The organism is Carnobacterium sp. TMP28, assembly GCF_047553015.1.
In the GTDB taxonomy this organism is placed as follows: Bacteria; Bacillota; Bacilli; order Lactobacillales; family Carnobacteriaceae; genus Carnobacterium_A.
Genome location: NZ_CP180212.1, coordinates 1,553,797 through 1,568,661 on the forward strand (window position 1 = coordinate 1,553,797; position 14,865 = coordinate 1,568,661).

Sequence of the window (14,865 nt, forward strand, 5' to 3'; positions counted from 1 at the left end):
TCGACATTCCTAACGCTAGTAATAAAACGTTTAATTATACAAAGATAAGTCGAGCAATTGGATTCGTTTCTAATAAAATCTGCTTTTAAAATGATGGCTAATACACTCTAAAAAGCCAGCCCTTTAGAAAAAATAGCATAAAAAATAAGAAAAAGAATTGAGAGTATCTCAAATCTTTTTCTTATTTTTATGCTACTTAGTTTTTTTCTTTTTCCTACTCACTATATTCGGCTCATAAGCTGGATTAAAGTCGCCTTCATACAATCCAGAAATATTTTTATACCAAGAAAAAACCGTTTCAACAATAACTTTTAATACTGCATACCCAGGAATTCCTAAGATAACACCAGGTACCCCAAAAAGTTTGCCTGATGTCAATAAAACAATGATAATTGTTATTGGATGAATATCTAAATTGCTTCCTAGAATTTGAGGTTGAATCACTCTTCCTTCAATCATCTGCTCAATTCCAAAAACAATTAAAACTTTTATCAACATCGCTGGTGAAGTGACAAAAGCAATTATAAGAACAGGTACCATCGCTATAAATGAACCTAAATAAGGAATTAAATTCAAAAACCCTGCCATCACACCTAAGGTTACTGCATATTCCAATCCAACAATCGCAAACCCAATCCAGAACATAATTGCGACGAAAAAAGCAACAAGAAGTTGACCACGAATATATTGGCTAATTTGATTATTGATTTCTCCTAGTAATTTATAAGTAGATAGTCTCAATTTTGTTGGGACAATTTTCATAAAATAATAAGGCAATTTTTTTCCATCTTTCAAGAGGTAAAATAATATAAATGGCATCGTAATCAAAGCAACAAAAACATTAGTGACTGCTCCAACAACATTTCCTATTCCAGAAACAGTTGTATTCACTAAATTAGATGCTTCCTTAGATATAGAAGACATAATATTTTCTGTGATTTCATTTAATTGTTGCTGAAATTGAGAAAAAATATCGCTTCTTAAAAGACTATCAACTTGGGAAACCAAGCTATCCCAGTAATTAGGCCAATTCTTTATTAAACTCATTGTTTGTTCCCTAATAATCGGAATCAACGTTGTTGCTCCCCAAACAATAAGCGCGCTAATAATAACAAAAATGAGAAAAATTCCTGCCATACGAGGAAACTGTTTGGTTTCCAACCAATCAATAATAGGATTTACTAAGTAGTAGATGATTCCAGCCATTAAGATGGGTAAACCTACTACACTAGTAAAATCTTTTAACGGATTGAAAATATAAGATATTTTTGAAAAAGCTAGTATGTTTAATAAGACTAATAAAGAAATTAGTAAAATAGAGACAACTTTATTGTTTAAAATCCATTTCCAAAACCAAGTAGCAGCATGCTTAACTGTAGCTGACTCCTCTTGTTTCATCCGTTTCACCTCTTTCATTGACTGTAACTAGGTTAGTTTAGTCATTTTGCGTAATGAATCATTGAGCCAACTTTAATTTTTGGTACTTTAAAAGGCTTCAAATAAAGCCCACTAGCTAATCTATCTTCGCTAGGTACTTCTGAAAAATGTAATGTTACATGGCCTATCGTATTTAAATGTTCATTAGCTAGGCTTCCTACTTCTAAGATAGTGTATTCTTGATCATCAAAAAATACAGATTTTCCTGGCATTAATTTTACTTTCTCCTGTCCTTCTTTAAAGGATTGGATAATGGAAACAGAACGCAAGTCCTTTGTTGCTTGTTCTCCGAATAATATAATAATTGGATCTTTTTTAGAAATAGCTTGTTCCCCAATAGATGTAACCGTTCCAACTAACATTTTGTTCATTCCTTTCTTTAATCAAACGTTCTCTTACTGCCCTTATATTTTAGCATATCCTTTATTATAATGGTAAAGAAAACCCTATTTCGCGTTCGTTGCTTAGCAATCACCCTCTTTTTAGACTTATTTACCAAAAAGTCCGTATTATTTAATGAAAATCGTTTGCCTACCTATGAGCAGACTGTTATGATAAAGTGAGTGAAAAAGTATTCATCACGCGATAATGGAGGTAAAATTTTATGTCATCCAATAATGATATCCAGATCAAAGAAGAAGCCGATCAAGATTTCCAAAAAATTCAGACTCATCCTTCTTTTACTATTCAAAAAATTGAAGATGTGATTACAACGACCGTAATCCTTTCAAAATACCAATCAGCCAAGTTAGATGAATTTTATATCCTGCATAGAGAGACAGGTAAACGTTACCCCTTTTTGGCTAAAAAAATAAATAGCTCTACATACCAGTTCACGTTAAGTATCCGTGAGTTTATTCGTCAGCACACTGGTGAAAATCCAAAAGCACATTTCGAATTTTATTTTGGTTTATATTATTTAGAACATTCTAAATGGATTAAAAAAGACGAACCCCTCTCATTAGATAAATTTGATCACTTTAATTCTATTGGTTTATCCCAATTTAAAGATCAGGGAAATGATATTTTCCCTTATTTTAGCCGTAAAACAAAAGGCTTCTGCTTCACTGTAAATGTTCCAGTCCGAAGTATTCGTTATATTCACTCTAGTAAAATCAAAAAAATTGAGTCTAAAAAGAAGAATACACTTGTTATTGAAGGCGAAATAGTGTCTAAAGCTATTGCTATTAATCGTATTGATGCTGTCATGGTTGGACGCCGATCTGGTTACAAACTTGTTTTACATTCAAATCATCATTCAAAGGACTTAAAACAAGTCAATCACCTTTACCAGTATGACTATACAATCTCAGTTGATTTAACTTCACTTGCTACAGAATTATTTATTCGTGGCAATGGTGATGAAGACTTCGACTTTTATTTTGAAGTCTACTTAAACGGTTTATTTGAACCTACTGTTATCAGAGTTTCTGGTACACAGGATTTAGAATCACGTAAAATATTTAAAAATCGAGATATCGCTTATGGAAAATCTGTTTATGTTTTTTCACCAAATTTTACTGAACAATACGATGGACTTTCATTAGCCGCAACAAAGTATCAAAAAGAGATTTATGAGTATTATAAGGAAGTTAGAGGGGTTTCTCGCTTTATTAAACCTTTTATTAAAGAAGAGGGCTATTGGATTATCGGTGAAAAGCCTCTTGAAGCACGCAGTTGTGGTTGGCTATTCTTTTGTTATTTACGTGAAAATCATCCTGAAATAAATGCTTTTTATGTGTTAGATAAACATTCTGTTGACTATGAAAAAGCTATTTCATTTGATAGTGAAAGAATTCTATTGTTCAAATCAAAAAAATATATTCAGTTTTTAATAAAGGCTCAAGTTATTTTAACAAGTCAAGCTCCTTATCATATCTACCCAACTCGTAACCCTCTATGGCTAGATGTTTTTGGGGCAAAAAGAGTTTTATTACAAAACAATATTATTGGCCTACAACCCTTAAAACAAACATATGGTTTCTTAACTAAATTTTTCAAAACAGATTTATTCATTGTTAGTTCTAAACATGAAAGAAGATATGTGGTTGATACTTTAGGTTATCCTGAAGAACAAGTAGTCCTAACTGGATTGCCTCGCTTTGATAAATTATTGGCTTCACCATCTGCTACTAACCCGACTAAACAACTGCTATTCTGCCCAGCAGACCAAGAAGCTGGATTAGACTATCAAACAGAATCTATTCTACGAACAGTAGAAAAATTTACAGCTGTTATCCAGCACAAAGAATTTAAACCTTTTCTTGCCGCTTATGATCTATCTGCCACAGTTGCTTTACCTCACGCAATGGCTGGTTATTTAGAACACTTTATTTCATTAGGCTGTACAGTAGTTTTACAAGAACAAGCAGATATGCTTACTTTACTGAATACAAGCAGTGTCTTCATTACAGATTACCACCCTCTTGCTTTTGATTTTAGTTTTTTAACTAAACCTGTTTGTTTTTTCCAACCAGATGTTCAAGGTCCAGATAAAGATAAAATAGACTCTGTTACAGAGCTGTATTCTAATGAGTTACCTGGAGAAGTTACTTGTAATGAAGAAAATCTGATCTATTTGCTTGATCAAATTGGTAAAAATAACTTCAAGATGAGTACTAAAAACCAGAAAAAAGCAGATGCTCTACTTGAATATAGAGATACTCATTCGAATCAGCGGATTTATGAAGCTGTTAGTCAGTTAGTAGCAAAAAAAACAACCACTAATAAAAAAGTATAGGAGGAACTAGTCGTGAATGAAACAATTTATTTAGGTACCTATACTAAAAGAGAAAGTAAAGGCATTTATACGATTCAATTGGACACAGTAAATAAAAAATTAACTCATTCTTCTTTCCTAGTTCAAGCAGATAATCCAACTTACCTAACTTTATCTCACGATAAAACTAGATTGTATGCTATTTCAAAAGAAAATGAAGAAGGAGCACTCGTCGCTTTTAAAAGAGACGAGTCGAATGAACTCATTCCATCTGGTCTAGTTTCTGCACCAGGGGCTCCTCCTTGTTATGTAAGCTATGATGAGGTCCGCTCTTTTATTTATACAGCTAATTACCATAAAGGAGAAGTTTCTGTTTTAAAAACCAATAAAGAAGGTCAATTAACTTTATTAGATACAGTCAAACATAGTGGATCAAGCATTCATGAAAACCAACAGGTTCCACATGCCCATTACTTTGATTTGTCTCCAGATGGACGTTACGTCATCGCCTGTGATCTTGGGACAGACGCTGTTTATACTTACGCTGTCAGTGATAATGGGAAATTATCTGAAGTTAGTCGTCTAAATGTTGCTCCTGGTACAGGTCCTCGACATTTAGTTTTCCATCCAAACCAAGAAACAGCTTATTTGTTTGGGGAATTAAGCAGTGACGTGCTAACATTACGCTACAATCTGAGTACTGGAGCATTTACAGTTGCCCAAACTATCCCTACTATCCCTGCTGGGTATACTGAATTTAACGGTGGTGCAGCTATTCGTATGTCACAAGATGGAAAATTTGTCTATGCGTCAAATCGTGGGCACGATTCTATTGCTGTTTTTAGCGTCTCACCAGAAAATAACTTATTGAGTTTAGTTGAAATTATTCCTTCCGAAGGAAAAATTCCGCGTGATTTTGATATCGATCCTACCGGACAATTTATTGTTGTCGCTCATCAAGACTCAGATAACTTAACCTTATTCGAGCGAAATAAAGAAACTGGAAAATTGTCTTTGCTTCAAAAAAACGTTTATGTTCCTGAATGCGTTTGTGTCCTTTTTGACTCACTCTAAGCACTTAACTTATTTATTTCTACTAAAAAAAAGAACCTTCCCTATAATAAAGTATAGGGAAGGTTCTTTTTTTCTAGTTATTCTTATGCGTTAGCTGAGATTGAACCAATTTCTGTTTTTGCAGAAACCGTTCCAGTCGTATTTAACGTGAAATCAGCAACTTTGTCCATATTAGTAAAGACAACAACCATTGCATTGTCTTTTCCTGCTACTTCAAGTGCTACTAAATTGACTGTTGAAACAACTGTATTTTCATCTATTTGGTCGCCTTCTTTAACAACTGTTTCAAAAGGTGCACCGTTTAATTCTACTGTATCTAAACCCATATGAAGTAAAACTTCAATGCCATTTTCAAGTAAAATCCCTACTGCGTGCTTTGTTGGGAAAACACTTAGAACTTTTCCAGCTACTGGTGACGTAATTTTACCATCTGTTGGAATAACAGCAAACCCGTTACCCATCATTTTTTGAGAAAACACCGGATCTGAAACTTCTTCTATTGAAACTAACTTCCCATTAGCTGGTGCGTATAGTTTAATTGTGTTGCTAGTTGATGCTTCATCTTTTTTCTTTAAAAAATCGAATAATCCCATTTTTATCCATCTCCCTTAAGTAATTTGGTATTTTTTATTTAGCCTAATTGAAAAGACTTCTTAATTATCATACCATAAACAACAGTTTTTTTATAGATAAATAGGCCACAGCCATCTAGTAACTTTCATTTTAAACTACGTGTACATTTTTTTATCAGATGGATACTTTCTGATTTTCTTCAATCATAAATCCTTATTATTACTTTCCAACAATTATTTTCTTAAATTTATTTGGATGTTTAAGTAAAATTAGGTATACTTATTTTTATGTACAATGAAAAATAAAAATAAAAGGAGTTTATTATGATCTTTATTGAACTATTAAAAGCGATTTTCCTTGGTATCGTTGAAGGTATTACAGAGTGGCTGCCAATTAGCAGTACTGGACACATGATTTTAGTTGAAGAATTTATTCAACTAGATGCATCTGCTGCATTTAAAGAAATGTTTTTTGTGGTTATTCAACTCGGAGCTATTCTTGCAGTTGTACTACTTTTTTTCCATAAATTAAACCCTTTTTCTCCTAAGAAAACGAGTATTGAGAAAAAAGAAACGATGTCTATTTGGTATAAAGTCATCATTGGAGTTCTACCAGCTGCTGTTTTAGGGTTTTTATTCGATAACTGGCTGAATGATCACTTATATAATTACATTACTGTAGCTATCACACTCATTATTTATGGTATTTTATTTATTGTTATTGAAAATCGCAATAAAAACCACAAAGGAACTATTCAGACCTTTAATGAGTTAACCTATAAAACAGCCTTTTTAATTGGGATATTTCAAGTTCTCGCACTCATTCCGGGTACGTCTCGCTCAGGTGCAACTATTTTAGGAGCTATTTTACTTGGCTCTTCGCGTTATATTGCAGCAGAGTATTCTTTCTTTTTATCCATTCCTATTATGTTTGGAGCAAGTGCCTTAAAACTAATTAAATTTGGCTTTGATTTTACTGGTATGGAGGTAGCTATTTTACTAACAGGTATGATTGTCGCTTTTGCTGTTTCAGTCTTTGCCATTAAATTCTTATTAGGCTATATTAAAAATAATGATTTTAAAGCTTTTGGTTGGTACCGTATTGTTTTAGGTATCCTCGTAATCGGCTATTTTGTTTTCTTTAATTAATTGCAATACTTTCTGCTTTTTTATCAAAAAGACTTCTTATCTTTAAGGGGTCTTTTTTTTGTTTTTTGTTATTGATAACGATAATCATTCTCAGTTATTTATAATCATTACAATCTGATAACGATTTGTGTTATGATAGATTCAAATCTAATGTTTATAAAAAAAGGAGCAAAAAAGATGAGCCTATTATTTAAAGAAAATAAACCTATGGTCGCAACAATACTCAGTGGATTGCTCATTATAATTGGCCTATTTTTTACATTTACTGGCTATACTACAATTGCAGCACTCGTTTATATTTCTTCTTTTATTATTGGAGGTTTTCATCAAGCAAAAGAAGGCTTACAAGATACTATCCAAAACAAAAAATTAAATGTTGATATATTAATGGTTCTAGCTGCACTAGGGGCTTCAGCTATTGGTTATTGGATGGAAGGAGCTTTACTTATTTTTATTTTTTCTCTAAGTGGTTCGCTTGAAGTCTATGCAACAAATAAAAGTACTAAAGCGATTACTGAATTAATGAATTTAACACCAGAAAGTGCCATGCTGATTCAACCAGATGGTTCTATTAAAGAAATTCCAACTTCCTCACTATCTATTGGAGATAAATTAATGGTTAGCAAAGGAACAACTATTCCAATTGATGGTATCTTACTAAGTAAAGAAGGTTTAATCGATGAGTCAGCTATTTCTGGTGAATCTATCCCTTCAGAAAAAGTTGCTGGTGATGAAGTGATTGGTGGAACCATTAATTTGCAAGAAGGAATTACCGTTCAAGTCTCTAAAGATAGTTCAAATACTCTATTTGCTAAAATTCTACGAATGGTTGATGAAGCACAAAGTACCCCTTCTAAGACAGCCACTATGATCGAAGCAATTGAAAATAAGTATGTTATTTCTGTACTTGTCTTTGTTCCAGTTATGATTGCCATTTTCTATTTCATCTTAAATTGGGGATGGAACGAATCTTTCTATCGAGGAATGGTATTGTTAACGGTCGCTTCTCCTTGTGCGCTAGTAGCTTCTGCTGCTCCAGCAACGCTATCTGCCATTTCAAACAGTGCACGTAAAGGGATTTTATTTAAAGGTGGATCATATCTCGAAAACTTTGGCCAAATTCGTGCTATTGCTTTTGATAAAACTGGAACACTTACGCAAGGGAAACCGGTAGTAACAGAGTCTTTTTTCAAACCTGAAGAAGATAAACAAGCCATTATAAATGTTTGTGTAGCTATGGAAAAAACGTCAACACACCCCATTGCTCGTGCAATCGTTCAGGCTTTTAGTGAAACAAGTGATCACGAGTTAGTTATTGAAAATTTAAAAGACCATACTGGTCATGGATTATCTGGTAAAGCCTATGGTGAAGAATGGAAAATCGGAAAAAAAGACTACGCTTTAATAGAAAAAAATACTCTTTTTACTGATAAAGCTGAAACATTACAAGAAGAAGGCAAAACCGTTATTTATATTAGTAAAAATAATCAGGTTGTTGCTTACTTTGGATTACTTGATACGCCTAAAGAAGAAGCAAAACAAATGGTTGATTATTTCAAATCTCAAGGTGTTTATACTATTATGATTACAGGTGATAACCCTGCAACAGCAGCGACAGTTGGCGCAATTGTCGGTGTTGACGAAGTCAAAGCAAATTGTTTACCTGATGAAAAAGCTGAATTAATTAAGGAATTGAAGATTAAATACGGTTCTATTGCAATGATTGGAGACGGTATTAACGATGCACCTGCTTTGGCAAATGCTTCTATTGGAATTGCAATGGGGGCTGGAACAGATATCGCAATGGACGTTGCTGATGTGGTTCTTATGAAAAATGATTTAACTCAATTAGCCTATAGTCACCAATTATCTAATCGCCTTAAAAAAATTACAATTCAAAATATTGTTTTCGCTATTAGTGTTATTGTCCTTTTAATTATCAGTAATTTATTTCAACTTATCACTTTGCCTTTAGGAGTTGTCGGCCACGAAGGCAGTACTATTTTAGTTATCTTAAATGGATTAAGGTTATTAAAAACAAATCCTGCTTCATCCAAAATAAAGTGAATAAAAAGCGGCTAGGATCTATTCCTAACCGCTTTTTTGTTCACTTTGTTTAACTATTATTCGAAAAATGCATGATATAAGGCCTTGACAGCTTGTTCTTCTTGATCTGCAGAAATACCAAACATAAAACTAACCTCAGATGCTCCTTGGTTGACCATTTCAATATTGATATGATTTCTAGTAAGAGCAGTTGCTGCTTTGGACATCGTTCCGCTATTTTGACGCATACCTTCGCCCACAATCATAATCAAGGCTAAATTACCCTCGACTACAACGCTATCAGCTGAAAGTTCATTCTTTAATCGATTGATTAATACGTGCTGTCCTTTTTCAGATAATTGATTTTCTCTGAGGATAATAGTTAAATCATCAATTCCTGACGGCATATGTTCATAACTCAAGTTTTGGTCTTCTAAAATCTCAAGAACACGGCGACCGAAACCTATTTCACGATTCATCAAATATTTTTCAATATAAATACTACAAAATCCAGTAGAACTTGCTATTCCAACAACTTCTTGATCAGCAAGTTGGCGTTTCTTCAGAATACTAGTACCTGGTGCCTTTGGATTATTTGTATTTTTTATTTGAACAGGAATTCCTTCTTTAAATGCAGGATACAATGCCTCATCATGTAGAACAGAAAAACCAGCATAAGATAATTCGCGCATTTCTCGATAAGTTAATTCTTTGATTGCGCATGGATTCATCACGACTGATGGATTTGCTACATAAATCGCATCTACATCTGTAAAGTTTTCATACAAAGAAGCCTGAACACCATTCGCTAAAATAGCACCAGTAATATCTGAACCACCTCGTGAAAAAGTACAGATTTTACCTGATTTAGTGTAACCAAAAAAGCCCGGAAAAATAATGATTTCTTTTATTTTACGTAACTGATATAAATTTTTATATGACTCAGCTAAAATCTGAGCATTTCCTGGCTCATCTGTTACGTATAACCCTGCTTCTCTAGGATTAACATAGCGAGCGGGTAGCCCTTCTTTATTAAAATAAGCTGCAATAAGTTTTGCGTTATTGTCTTCTCCACTTGCTTTAAATGAATCCAGATAGTAATCTGGATTCATTTTATCGCCATTCACCAATTCCAATAAATTAGCTTTTATTTCTTCTATTATGACCGAATCTAATTCTAATTCTTCAGCTATTAGACGATAACGAGATAAAATTTTCGCCATTTCTTTCTCTATTTCTTGACCTTTTAGCGCGGCTATACCCAGATTGATTAAGAGATCTGTTACTTTTTCATCTGCAGGTGACCGCTTGCCTGGGGCCGAAACAACAACTATTTTACGGTTTGGATCATCCATAATAATTTGTAAAACTTTTTTTATTTGTTCTCCTGAAGCTAGAGAACTTCCACCGAATTTTATCACATTCATTAAATACACTTCTTTCTTTTCTTAACTTACTTTTCTTATTTTCTCTTTTTTTTGAGAAAGAATCAAGCTTTTCAAAAAAAAGTTCTGTTTTTTTCTCTAGATGCTAGAACCAGTCATCAAATCATCTTGAGTTTGTCATAAAATTGCAACTTTAGTCTCTATATATCTGGACAAAATAGCGTTATAATGGAGGTAATACAAATTGATTTTCTTGTTAGTTTGCCGATAAACTCTATTAAGTCGTTACTTATTTTAAAAAGGAGATAGAAAAATGAAACGAAAGCTGTTTATAAAATTATTCATCAGTTTTACACTTGTAAGCAAATTAGTAGCGATTATCACTACATTCCAAAAATCTCAAACAACACTGGATCCTTTGAACTTTTTCATTGGTAAATGGCATGTTAGTGAACCTGCTTCATCTATTGAAATGTCTATTCAAATAAAAGAAAATCGGCAAGTCTATTTAAACAATCAATTAATGAACGGTCAATTAGTTTTTATTGAAAACGATAAACTAATTTTTAAAGATCATTTCGGTTATGAATTAATCGTTACTAAGACTTCACCTACTACATTAAACTTATTTGATGAAGCTGATGAAAAAAATTACCAACTTGTTCGAGAAACTGAGCTATTATACTAATTCCAATTATTCTTTAATAAAATAAAAAACCTTAGCCACAGCATAGAAATTGTGGCTAAGGCTTTTTATTTTAATTATTCTGCTTCGATATAAGCATTTTTATACGTGTATTTTGCTCCTACTTGATGATTGTAGATGTCTTTTACATTTGTTTTTTGCAATGTTGCTGCTGCTCTTTGGAAAAGAGGAGCAACTCCTGCTTCATCTAATAGAATTTTTTCTGCATCCAATAAGTTTTTCCAACGTTCGTCTACATTTGTAGCATTTTCATTCTTAGATAATTCAACTAATTTATCAAATTCTGCGTTGCTATAACTTGATCTGTTGTAAGGACTTTCTGTCATTAGCAAATCAACAAAGTTTACTGGGTCTGCGAAGTCTGCGCCCCATCCACCTAAAGCGAAGTCATAGTTTTGTTCAGTTTGTAATTCTAAGCGAACTTTGAACGGAACATTTTTAACTTTGATTTTTACGCCTGGTAAACTAGTTTCAATCTGATCTTTCATGTATGCTGCGATTTTTTTATTCGTTTCATCATCGTCTCCAAGTAATTCTAATTCTACGCTATCAACGCCAAGTTCAGCTTTTGCTTTTTCCCAATTTTCTAAAGCAGCGTCTTTGTCGTAAGAAAGGTAATCACCAGATTCTTCTCGGAAATCTTTTTTCGTATTTGGATTTGCAGCTAAATCAGCTGGCACTAGTCCTCCTAATACTTGAGAACCATTTGCTAAGATTTCGTTAGCTAGTAATTCTTGATCAAATGATGTCGCAATTGCTTTACGCAAACTTTGATTTGCTAAAGGAGTCTTTTCACCATTTTTCTCTTGGTTAAATTGTAGGTAAGATGATCTAGCTTCTGTCTCAACAACGTAATCATCGTTTCCTTGGAATTGTTTTGCAAATTCACCTGTTAAGTTTACACGATCTAATTGGCCTGAATCATATAAGTTCAAAGCTGTAGAAGTTTCTTTGATAACTTCAACATTAATTTTATCTAAGATAACATTTTCAGCATCCCAGTAATCTTCATTTTTATCGTATGACCAATTTAAGTTTGTTCCATCCCACTCACTAAAAGTAAACGGTCCATTAAAAATCATCGTCTCAGCAGAAGTACCATAGTCAGAAGCTTGTTCCTCAACAAAAGCTTGGTTTTGTGGGAAGAACGTTGGGAATGCCATCAGTGAGATAAAGTATGGAACTGGTTTCTCCATTGTTACTTTAAATTCATAATCCCCTACTGCTTCTACTCCTAAAGTTTCTTTATCTACTTCACCTTCCATGATTGCAGCTGCATTTTTGATTCCATCAAATAAGTATGAATAAGGTGCTGCAGTATCAGGATTTACAATTCTTTGCCATGCATAGACGAAGTCTTGAGCTGTTACAGGATCTCCGTTAGACCATTTTGCTCCTTCTTGTAATTTAAAGCTGTACTCTAAACCGTCTTCACTAATTACCGCTTCCTCAGAAGCAAGTGCTGGAATAGGCTGGCTATCTTTGTCTAAACGATAAAGTCCTTCATTAATTTGATTAAATACAGTAAAACTGACAGTATCTGTCGCAAGAGCTGTATCTCCTGTAGGCAATTCAGCGATTTCAACTAAGTTTAAAACTTGCTCATCCGCTAAATTTGAATCACTTGATCCTTTTGAACTTTCTGTTGCATCGTTGCTCTCATTATTGCCGCATGCAGTTAATAAACTTGCTGTTAACAATACTGCACTAGCGTACCACCATTTCTTTTTCATATATCCAATCCCCTTTAGTTGTTTTTTTTCAATTAAATTAGAATTAGATTCTATTTAAATGAGAACTTTCTAATAATATACAGGGAAAAAACAGATAAAGCAAGAGTTTTATCTGTTTTCTTTTATTTATTTTTTTATTATTCATTTTTCATTAGAATTAGATTAGAATGGATAGTCTAATTTATCCTCTTTGTTATTAGGAAAATCGTCTTCATTTTGACTGCCTTTTACTATTTTTATTCCTTGTGGTGCAATCATTTGATTCTGAATCTTTTGTCGCTTAAAAAAGCTTCTATAATCAAAACAATCATTATTCTTTATTGTATCCGATTTAAACTCTCGTTCTTCTTTTGAAGAATTAACTAAAGTAAGAACATAGTCTTCGTCGGATAAATACCTTAAAACTACAAATAAACAATCTGTTGAAAAAGAATAGAACGCTCCTTCTACTAGAGATTTTTGATTTTTTCTTAATGCACTCAATTCTTTTACAACTAACTGAGTCTCTTTATTTTCATTGTCCCAAGGAAACTGTCGTCTGTTATCAGGGTCCATCCCTCCTTCTAAACCGACTTCATCCCCATAATAGATACAGGGTACTCCTGGAAGAACAAATAGCAACACGAGCGCTTGTTTTACCTTCTTGCTATTTCCTTGAAGAGCCGTAAAAATTCTAGTTGTATCGTGACTTCCAATATTATTCAAATTATTTTTCAACGCTTCTGGTGGATAATTTTCTTTTAAATTCATGCACATCAAAACTATTTCTTGTGTGGTTGTTTGATTATCCAATAATCCAATGATGATATCTCTAAATGGATAATTCATTACACCATGCATAATGCCCCCTTTAAGATACTGTCGCCGTTCTCCATAGGCAATTTTATTCGTCGCATCTTCCCATACTTCTCCAATTAAGACTAAATCATCTGCTGATTTATCCATCCCTCTTCTAATTCCTAATAAGAAATCATCGCTTAACTCATCTGCTACATCGATTCTCCAACCGCCAATCCCCATTTTAGACCAATATTGGATGACACTTTCATCGTTTGCATAAATGAACTCTTTTACTTCTTGATTTTCTTTATTAAGTGTTGGCAGATCTTTAATACCCCACCACGAACGAAAGTCAGTCGGAAAATGATCAAATGTGAACCACTCTTTGTAAGGACTTTCTAATGATTGGTAAGCTCCCAAGCTACTATACGTATCAAACTGATTAAAGTAACGACTATCTGCCCCTACATGATTGAATACACCATCTAAAATGATTTTTATCCCTACTTGTTGAGACTGTGCAATTAATTCCTTAAATTGTGCTTCATCTCCAAACATAGGATCTATTTTCATGAAATCTGCTGTATCGTATTTATGGTTGCTACGCGCTTCAAAGATAGGATTAAGGTATAAAATAGTTACACCTAATTCAACCAGATATGGTAATTTTTTAATAATACCTAATAAATTCCCACCAAAAAATTCCCATCGAATGATTTCGCCTTCTTCATTTTTTATATATAAAGGCAAATCTTCTTGAGTAGCATAAATAAACGAATTTTTTTTACGCTCTTTTACTTCTCCATTTTCATTGCCATTATAAAATCGATCAACAAATAGTTGATACGCTACTCCGTTTTGATACCATTCTGGAGCGGGATCATCAAAAAGATAACTGGTTAATTGGTATTGTTTAATGTCTTCTTTTTCGTAATAAATTGTTCCTTTTCCACCAAGATTGTGCTGATTGTTTCCATAGTAAATGGTTCTCACATAGTTATCTTCTTCGTACTCGATTTTAAAATGATAGAAATATAAGCCACTACCATTAGATATAGTAAAGACCGTTTTAACTGTCATCTGATTCACAGGTGTCATTTTGATTTGGAAGCTTTCACCAAAATCTTTATGAATCATTAAATAAATCGCTTTTACACCATCTAATGAACAATCTAACTGAAACTGTACGTCACTTCCAACTTTAACCGCTCCAAATGGCGATTTATATTCTTCTTCCCATGAATGATACGTTATTTTTTCCACA

The 14,865-nt window shown here is 33.2% G+C and carries 11 protein-coding genes; 5 read left to right on the forward strand and 6 right to left on the reverse strand.

From position 1 onward, the window contains the following. Nucleotides 1–192: 192 nt before the first annotated feature. Together ACMHYH_RS07395 and ACMHYH_RS07400 are read right to left on the reverse strand one after the other, a co-directional pair. Nucleotides 193–1,398, reverse strand: coding sequence for an AI-2E family transporter (locus ACMHYH_RS07395; RefSeq protein ID WP_414838772.1), 1,206 nt, complete (start codon nucleotides 1,396–1,398; stop codon nucleotides 193–195). Nucleotides 1,399–1,439: 41 nt separating this feature from the next. Beyond that, nucleotides 1,440–1,808: a PTS glucitol/sorbitol transporter subunit IIA gene (locus ACMHYH_RS07400; protein ID WP_414838773.1), complete on the reverse strand. Its 369-nt coding sequence runs from the start codon at nucleotides 1,806–1,808 to the stop codon at nucleotides 1,440–1,442. Between the two features lie 233 nt (nucleotides 1,809–2,041). On the opposite strand from ACMHYH_RS07400, the gene ACMHYH_RS07405 reads away from it, so the two are divergent. Both ACMHYH_RS07405 and ACMHYH_RS07410 read left to right on the forward strand, forming a co-directional pair. Continuing rightward, nucleotides 2,042–4,177 carry a CDP-glycerol glycerophosphotransferase family protein gene (locus ACMHYH_RS07405; protein WP_414838774.1) on the forward strand — a complete coding sequence of 712 codons (2,136 nt, stop codon included), beginning with the start codon at nucleotides 2,042–2,044 and terminating at the stop codon, nucleotides 4,175–4,177. 12 nt (nucleotides 4,178–4,189) lie between these two features. Beyond that, nucleotides 4,190–5,230 (forward strand): lactonase family protein, encoded by a 1,041-nt coding sequence (locus tag ACMHYH_RS07410; protein WP_414838775.1) that lies wholly within the window; start codon nucleotides 4,190–4,192, stop codon nucleotides 5,228–5,230. A gap of 83 nt (nucleotides 5,231–5,313) precedes the next feature. On the opposite strand, the gene ACMHYH_RS07415 is transcribed toward ACMHYH_RS07410, so the two are convergent. Continuing rightward, nucleotides 5,314–5,823: a PTS glucose transporter subunit IIA gene (locus ACMHYH_RS07415; RefSeq protein ID WP_414838776.1), complete on the reverse strand. Its 510-nt coding sequence runs from the start codon at nucleotides 5,821–5,823 to the stop codon at nucleotides 5,314–5,316. A 303-nt stretch (nucleotides 5,824–6,126) separates the two neighbouring features. Here ACMHYH_RS07415 and ACMHYH_RS07420 point away from each other — a divergent pair, with 303 nt between their 5' ends. Together ACMHYH_RS07420 and ACMHYH_RS07425 are read left to right on the forward strand one after the other, a co-directional pair. Next, nucleotides 6,127–6,951, forward strand: a complete 825-nt coding sequence (locus tag ACMHYH_RS07420) for an undecaprenyl-diphosphate phosphatase (protein WP_414838777.1) — start codon at nucleotides 6,127–6,129, stop codon at nucleotides 6,949–6,951. A 177-nt stretch (nucleotides 6,952–7,128) separates the two neighbouring features. Further along, nucleotides 7,129–9,018, forward strand: a complete 1,890-nt coding sequence (locus tag ACMHYH_RS07425; RefSeq protein ID WP_414838778.1) for a heavy metal translocating P-type ATPase — start codon at nucleotides 7,129–7,131, stop codon at nucleotides 9,016–9,018. Between the two features lie 56 nt (nucleotides 9,019–9,074). Here the strand turns inward: ACMHYH_RS07425 and ACMHYH_RS07430 are convergent, their stop codons facing one another. Continuing rightward, nucleotides 9,075–10,424, reverse strand: a complete 1,350-nt coding sequence (locus ACMHYH_RS07430) for an aspartate kinase (RefSeq protein ID WP_414838779.1) — start codon at nucleotides 10,422–10,424, stop codon at nucleotides 9,075–9,077. A gap of 271 nt (nucleotides 10,425–10,695) precedes the next feature. Here ACMHYH_RS07430 and ACMHYH_RS07435 point away from each other — a divergent pair, with 271 nt between their 5' ends. Then, nucleotides 10,696–11,070, forward strand: a complete 375-nt coding sequence (locus ACMHYH_RS07435; protein WP_414838780.1) for a DUF4828 domain-containing protein — start codon at nucleotides 10,696–10,698, stop codon at nucleotides 11,068–11,070. Nucleotides 11,071–11,144: 74 nt separating this feature from the next. On the opposite strand, the gene ACMHYH_RS07440 is transcribed toward ACMHYH_RS07435, so the two are convergent. Next, nucleotides 11,145–12,821, reverse strand: a complete 1,677-nt coding sequence (locus ACMHYH_RS07440) for a peptide ABC transporter substrate-binding protein (RefSeq protein ID WP_414838781.1) — start codon at nucleotides 12,819–12,821, stop codon at nucleotides 11,145–11,147. Nucleotides 12,822–12,983: 162 nt separating this feature from the next. Then, nucleotides 12,984–14,864 carry a glycoside hydrolase family 13 protein gene (locus ACMHYH_RS07445; protein ID WP_414838782.1) on the reverse strand — a complete coding sequence of 627 codons (1,881 nt, stop codon included), beginning with the start codon at nucleotides 14,862–14,864 and terminating at the stop codon, nucleotides 12,984–12,986. Nucleotide 14,865 lies beyond the last annotated feature (1 nt).

What these genes read in the sequence shown, in the direction of transcription:
- ACMHYH_RS07440 (WP_414838781.1), bottom strand. Translation starts at nt 12,821, where the DNA reads ATGAAAAAGAAATGGTGGTACGCTAGTGCAGTATTGTTAACAGCAAGT.
- ACMHYH_RS07425 (WP_414838778.1), top strand. Translation starts at nt 7,129, where the DNA reads ATGAGCCTATTATTTAAAGAAAATAAACCTATGGTCGCAACAATACTC.
- ACMHYH_RS07395 (WP_414838772.1), bottom strand. Translation starts at nt 1,398, where the DNA reads ATGAAACAAGAGGAGTCAGCTACAGTTAAGCATGCTGCTACTTGGTTT.
- ACMHYH_RS07415 (WP_414838776.1), bottom strand. Translation starts at nt 5,823, where the DNA reads ATGGGATTATTCGATTTTTTAAAGAAAAAAGATGAAGCATCAACTAGC.
- ACMHYH_RS07400 (WP_414838773.1), bottom strand. Translation starts at nt 1,808, where the DNA reads ATGAACAAAATGTTAGTTGGAACGGTTACATCTATTGGGGAACAAGCT.
- ACMHYH_RS07435 (WP_414838780.1), top strand. Translation starts at nt 10,696, where the DNA reads ATGAAACGAAAGCTGTTTATAAAATTATTCATCAGTTTTACACTTGTA.
- ACMHYH_RS07405 (WP_414838774.1), top strand. Translation starts at nt 2,042, where the DNA reads ATGTCATCCAATAATGATATCCAGATCAAAGAAGAAGCCGATCAAGAT.
- ACMHYH_RS07420 (WP_414838777.1), top strand. Translation starts at nt 6,127, where the DNA reads ATGATCTTTATTGAACTATTAAAAGCGATTTTCCTTGGTATCGTTGAA.
- ACMHYH_RS07430 (WP_414838779.1), bottom strand. Translation starts at nt 10,424, where the DNA reads ATGAATGTGATAAAATTCGGTGGAAGTTCTCTAGCTTCAGGAGAACAA.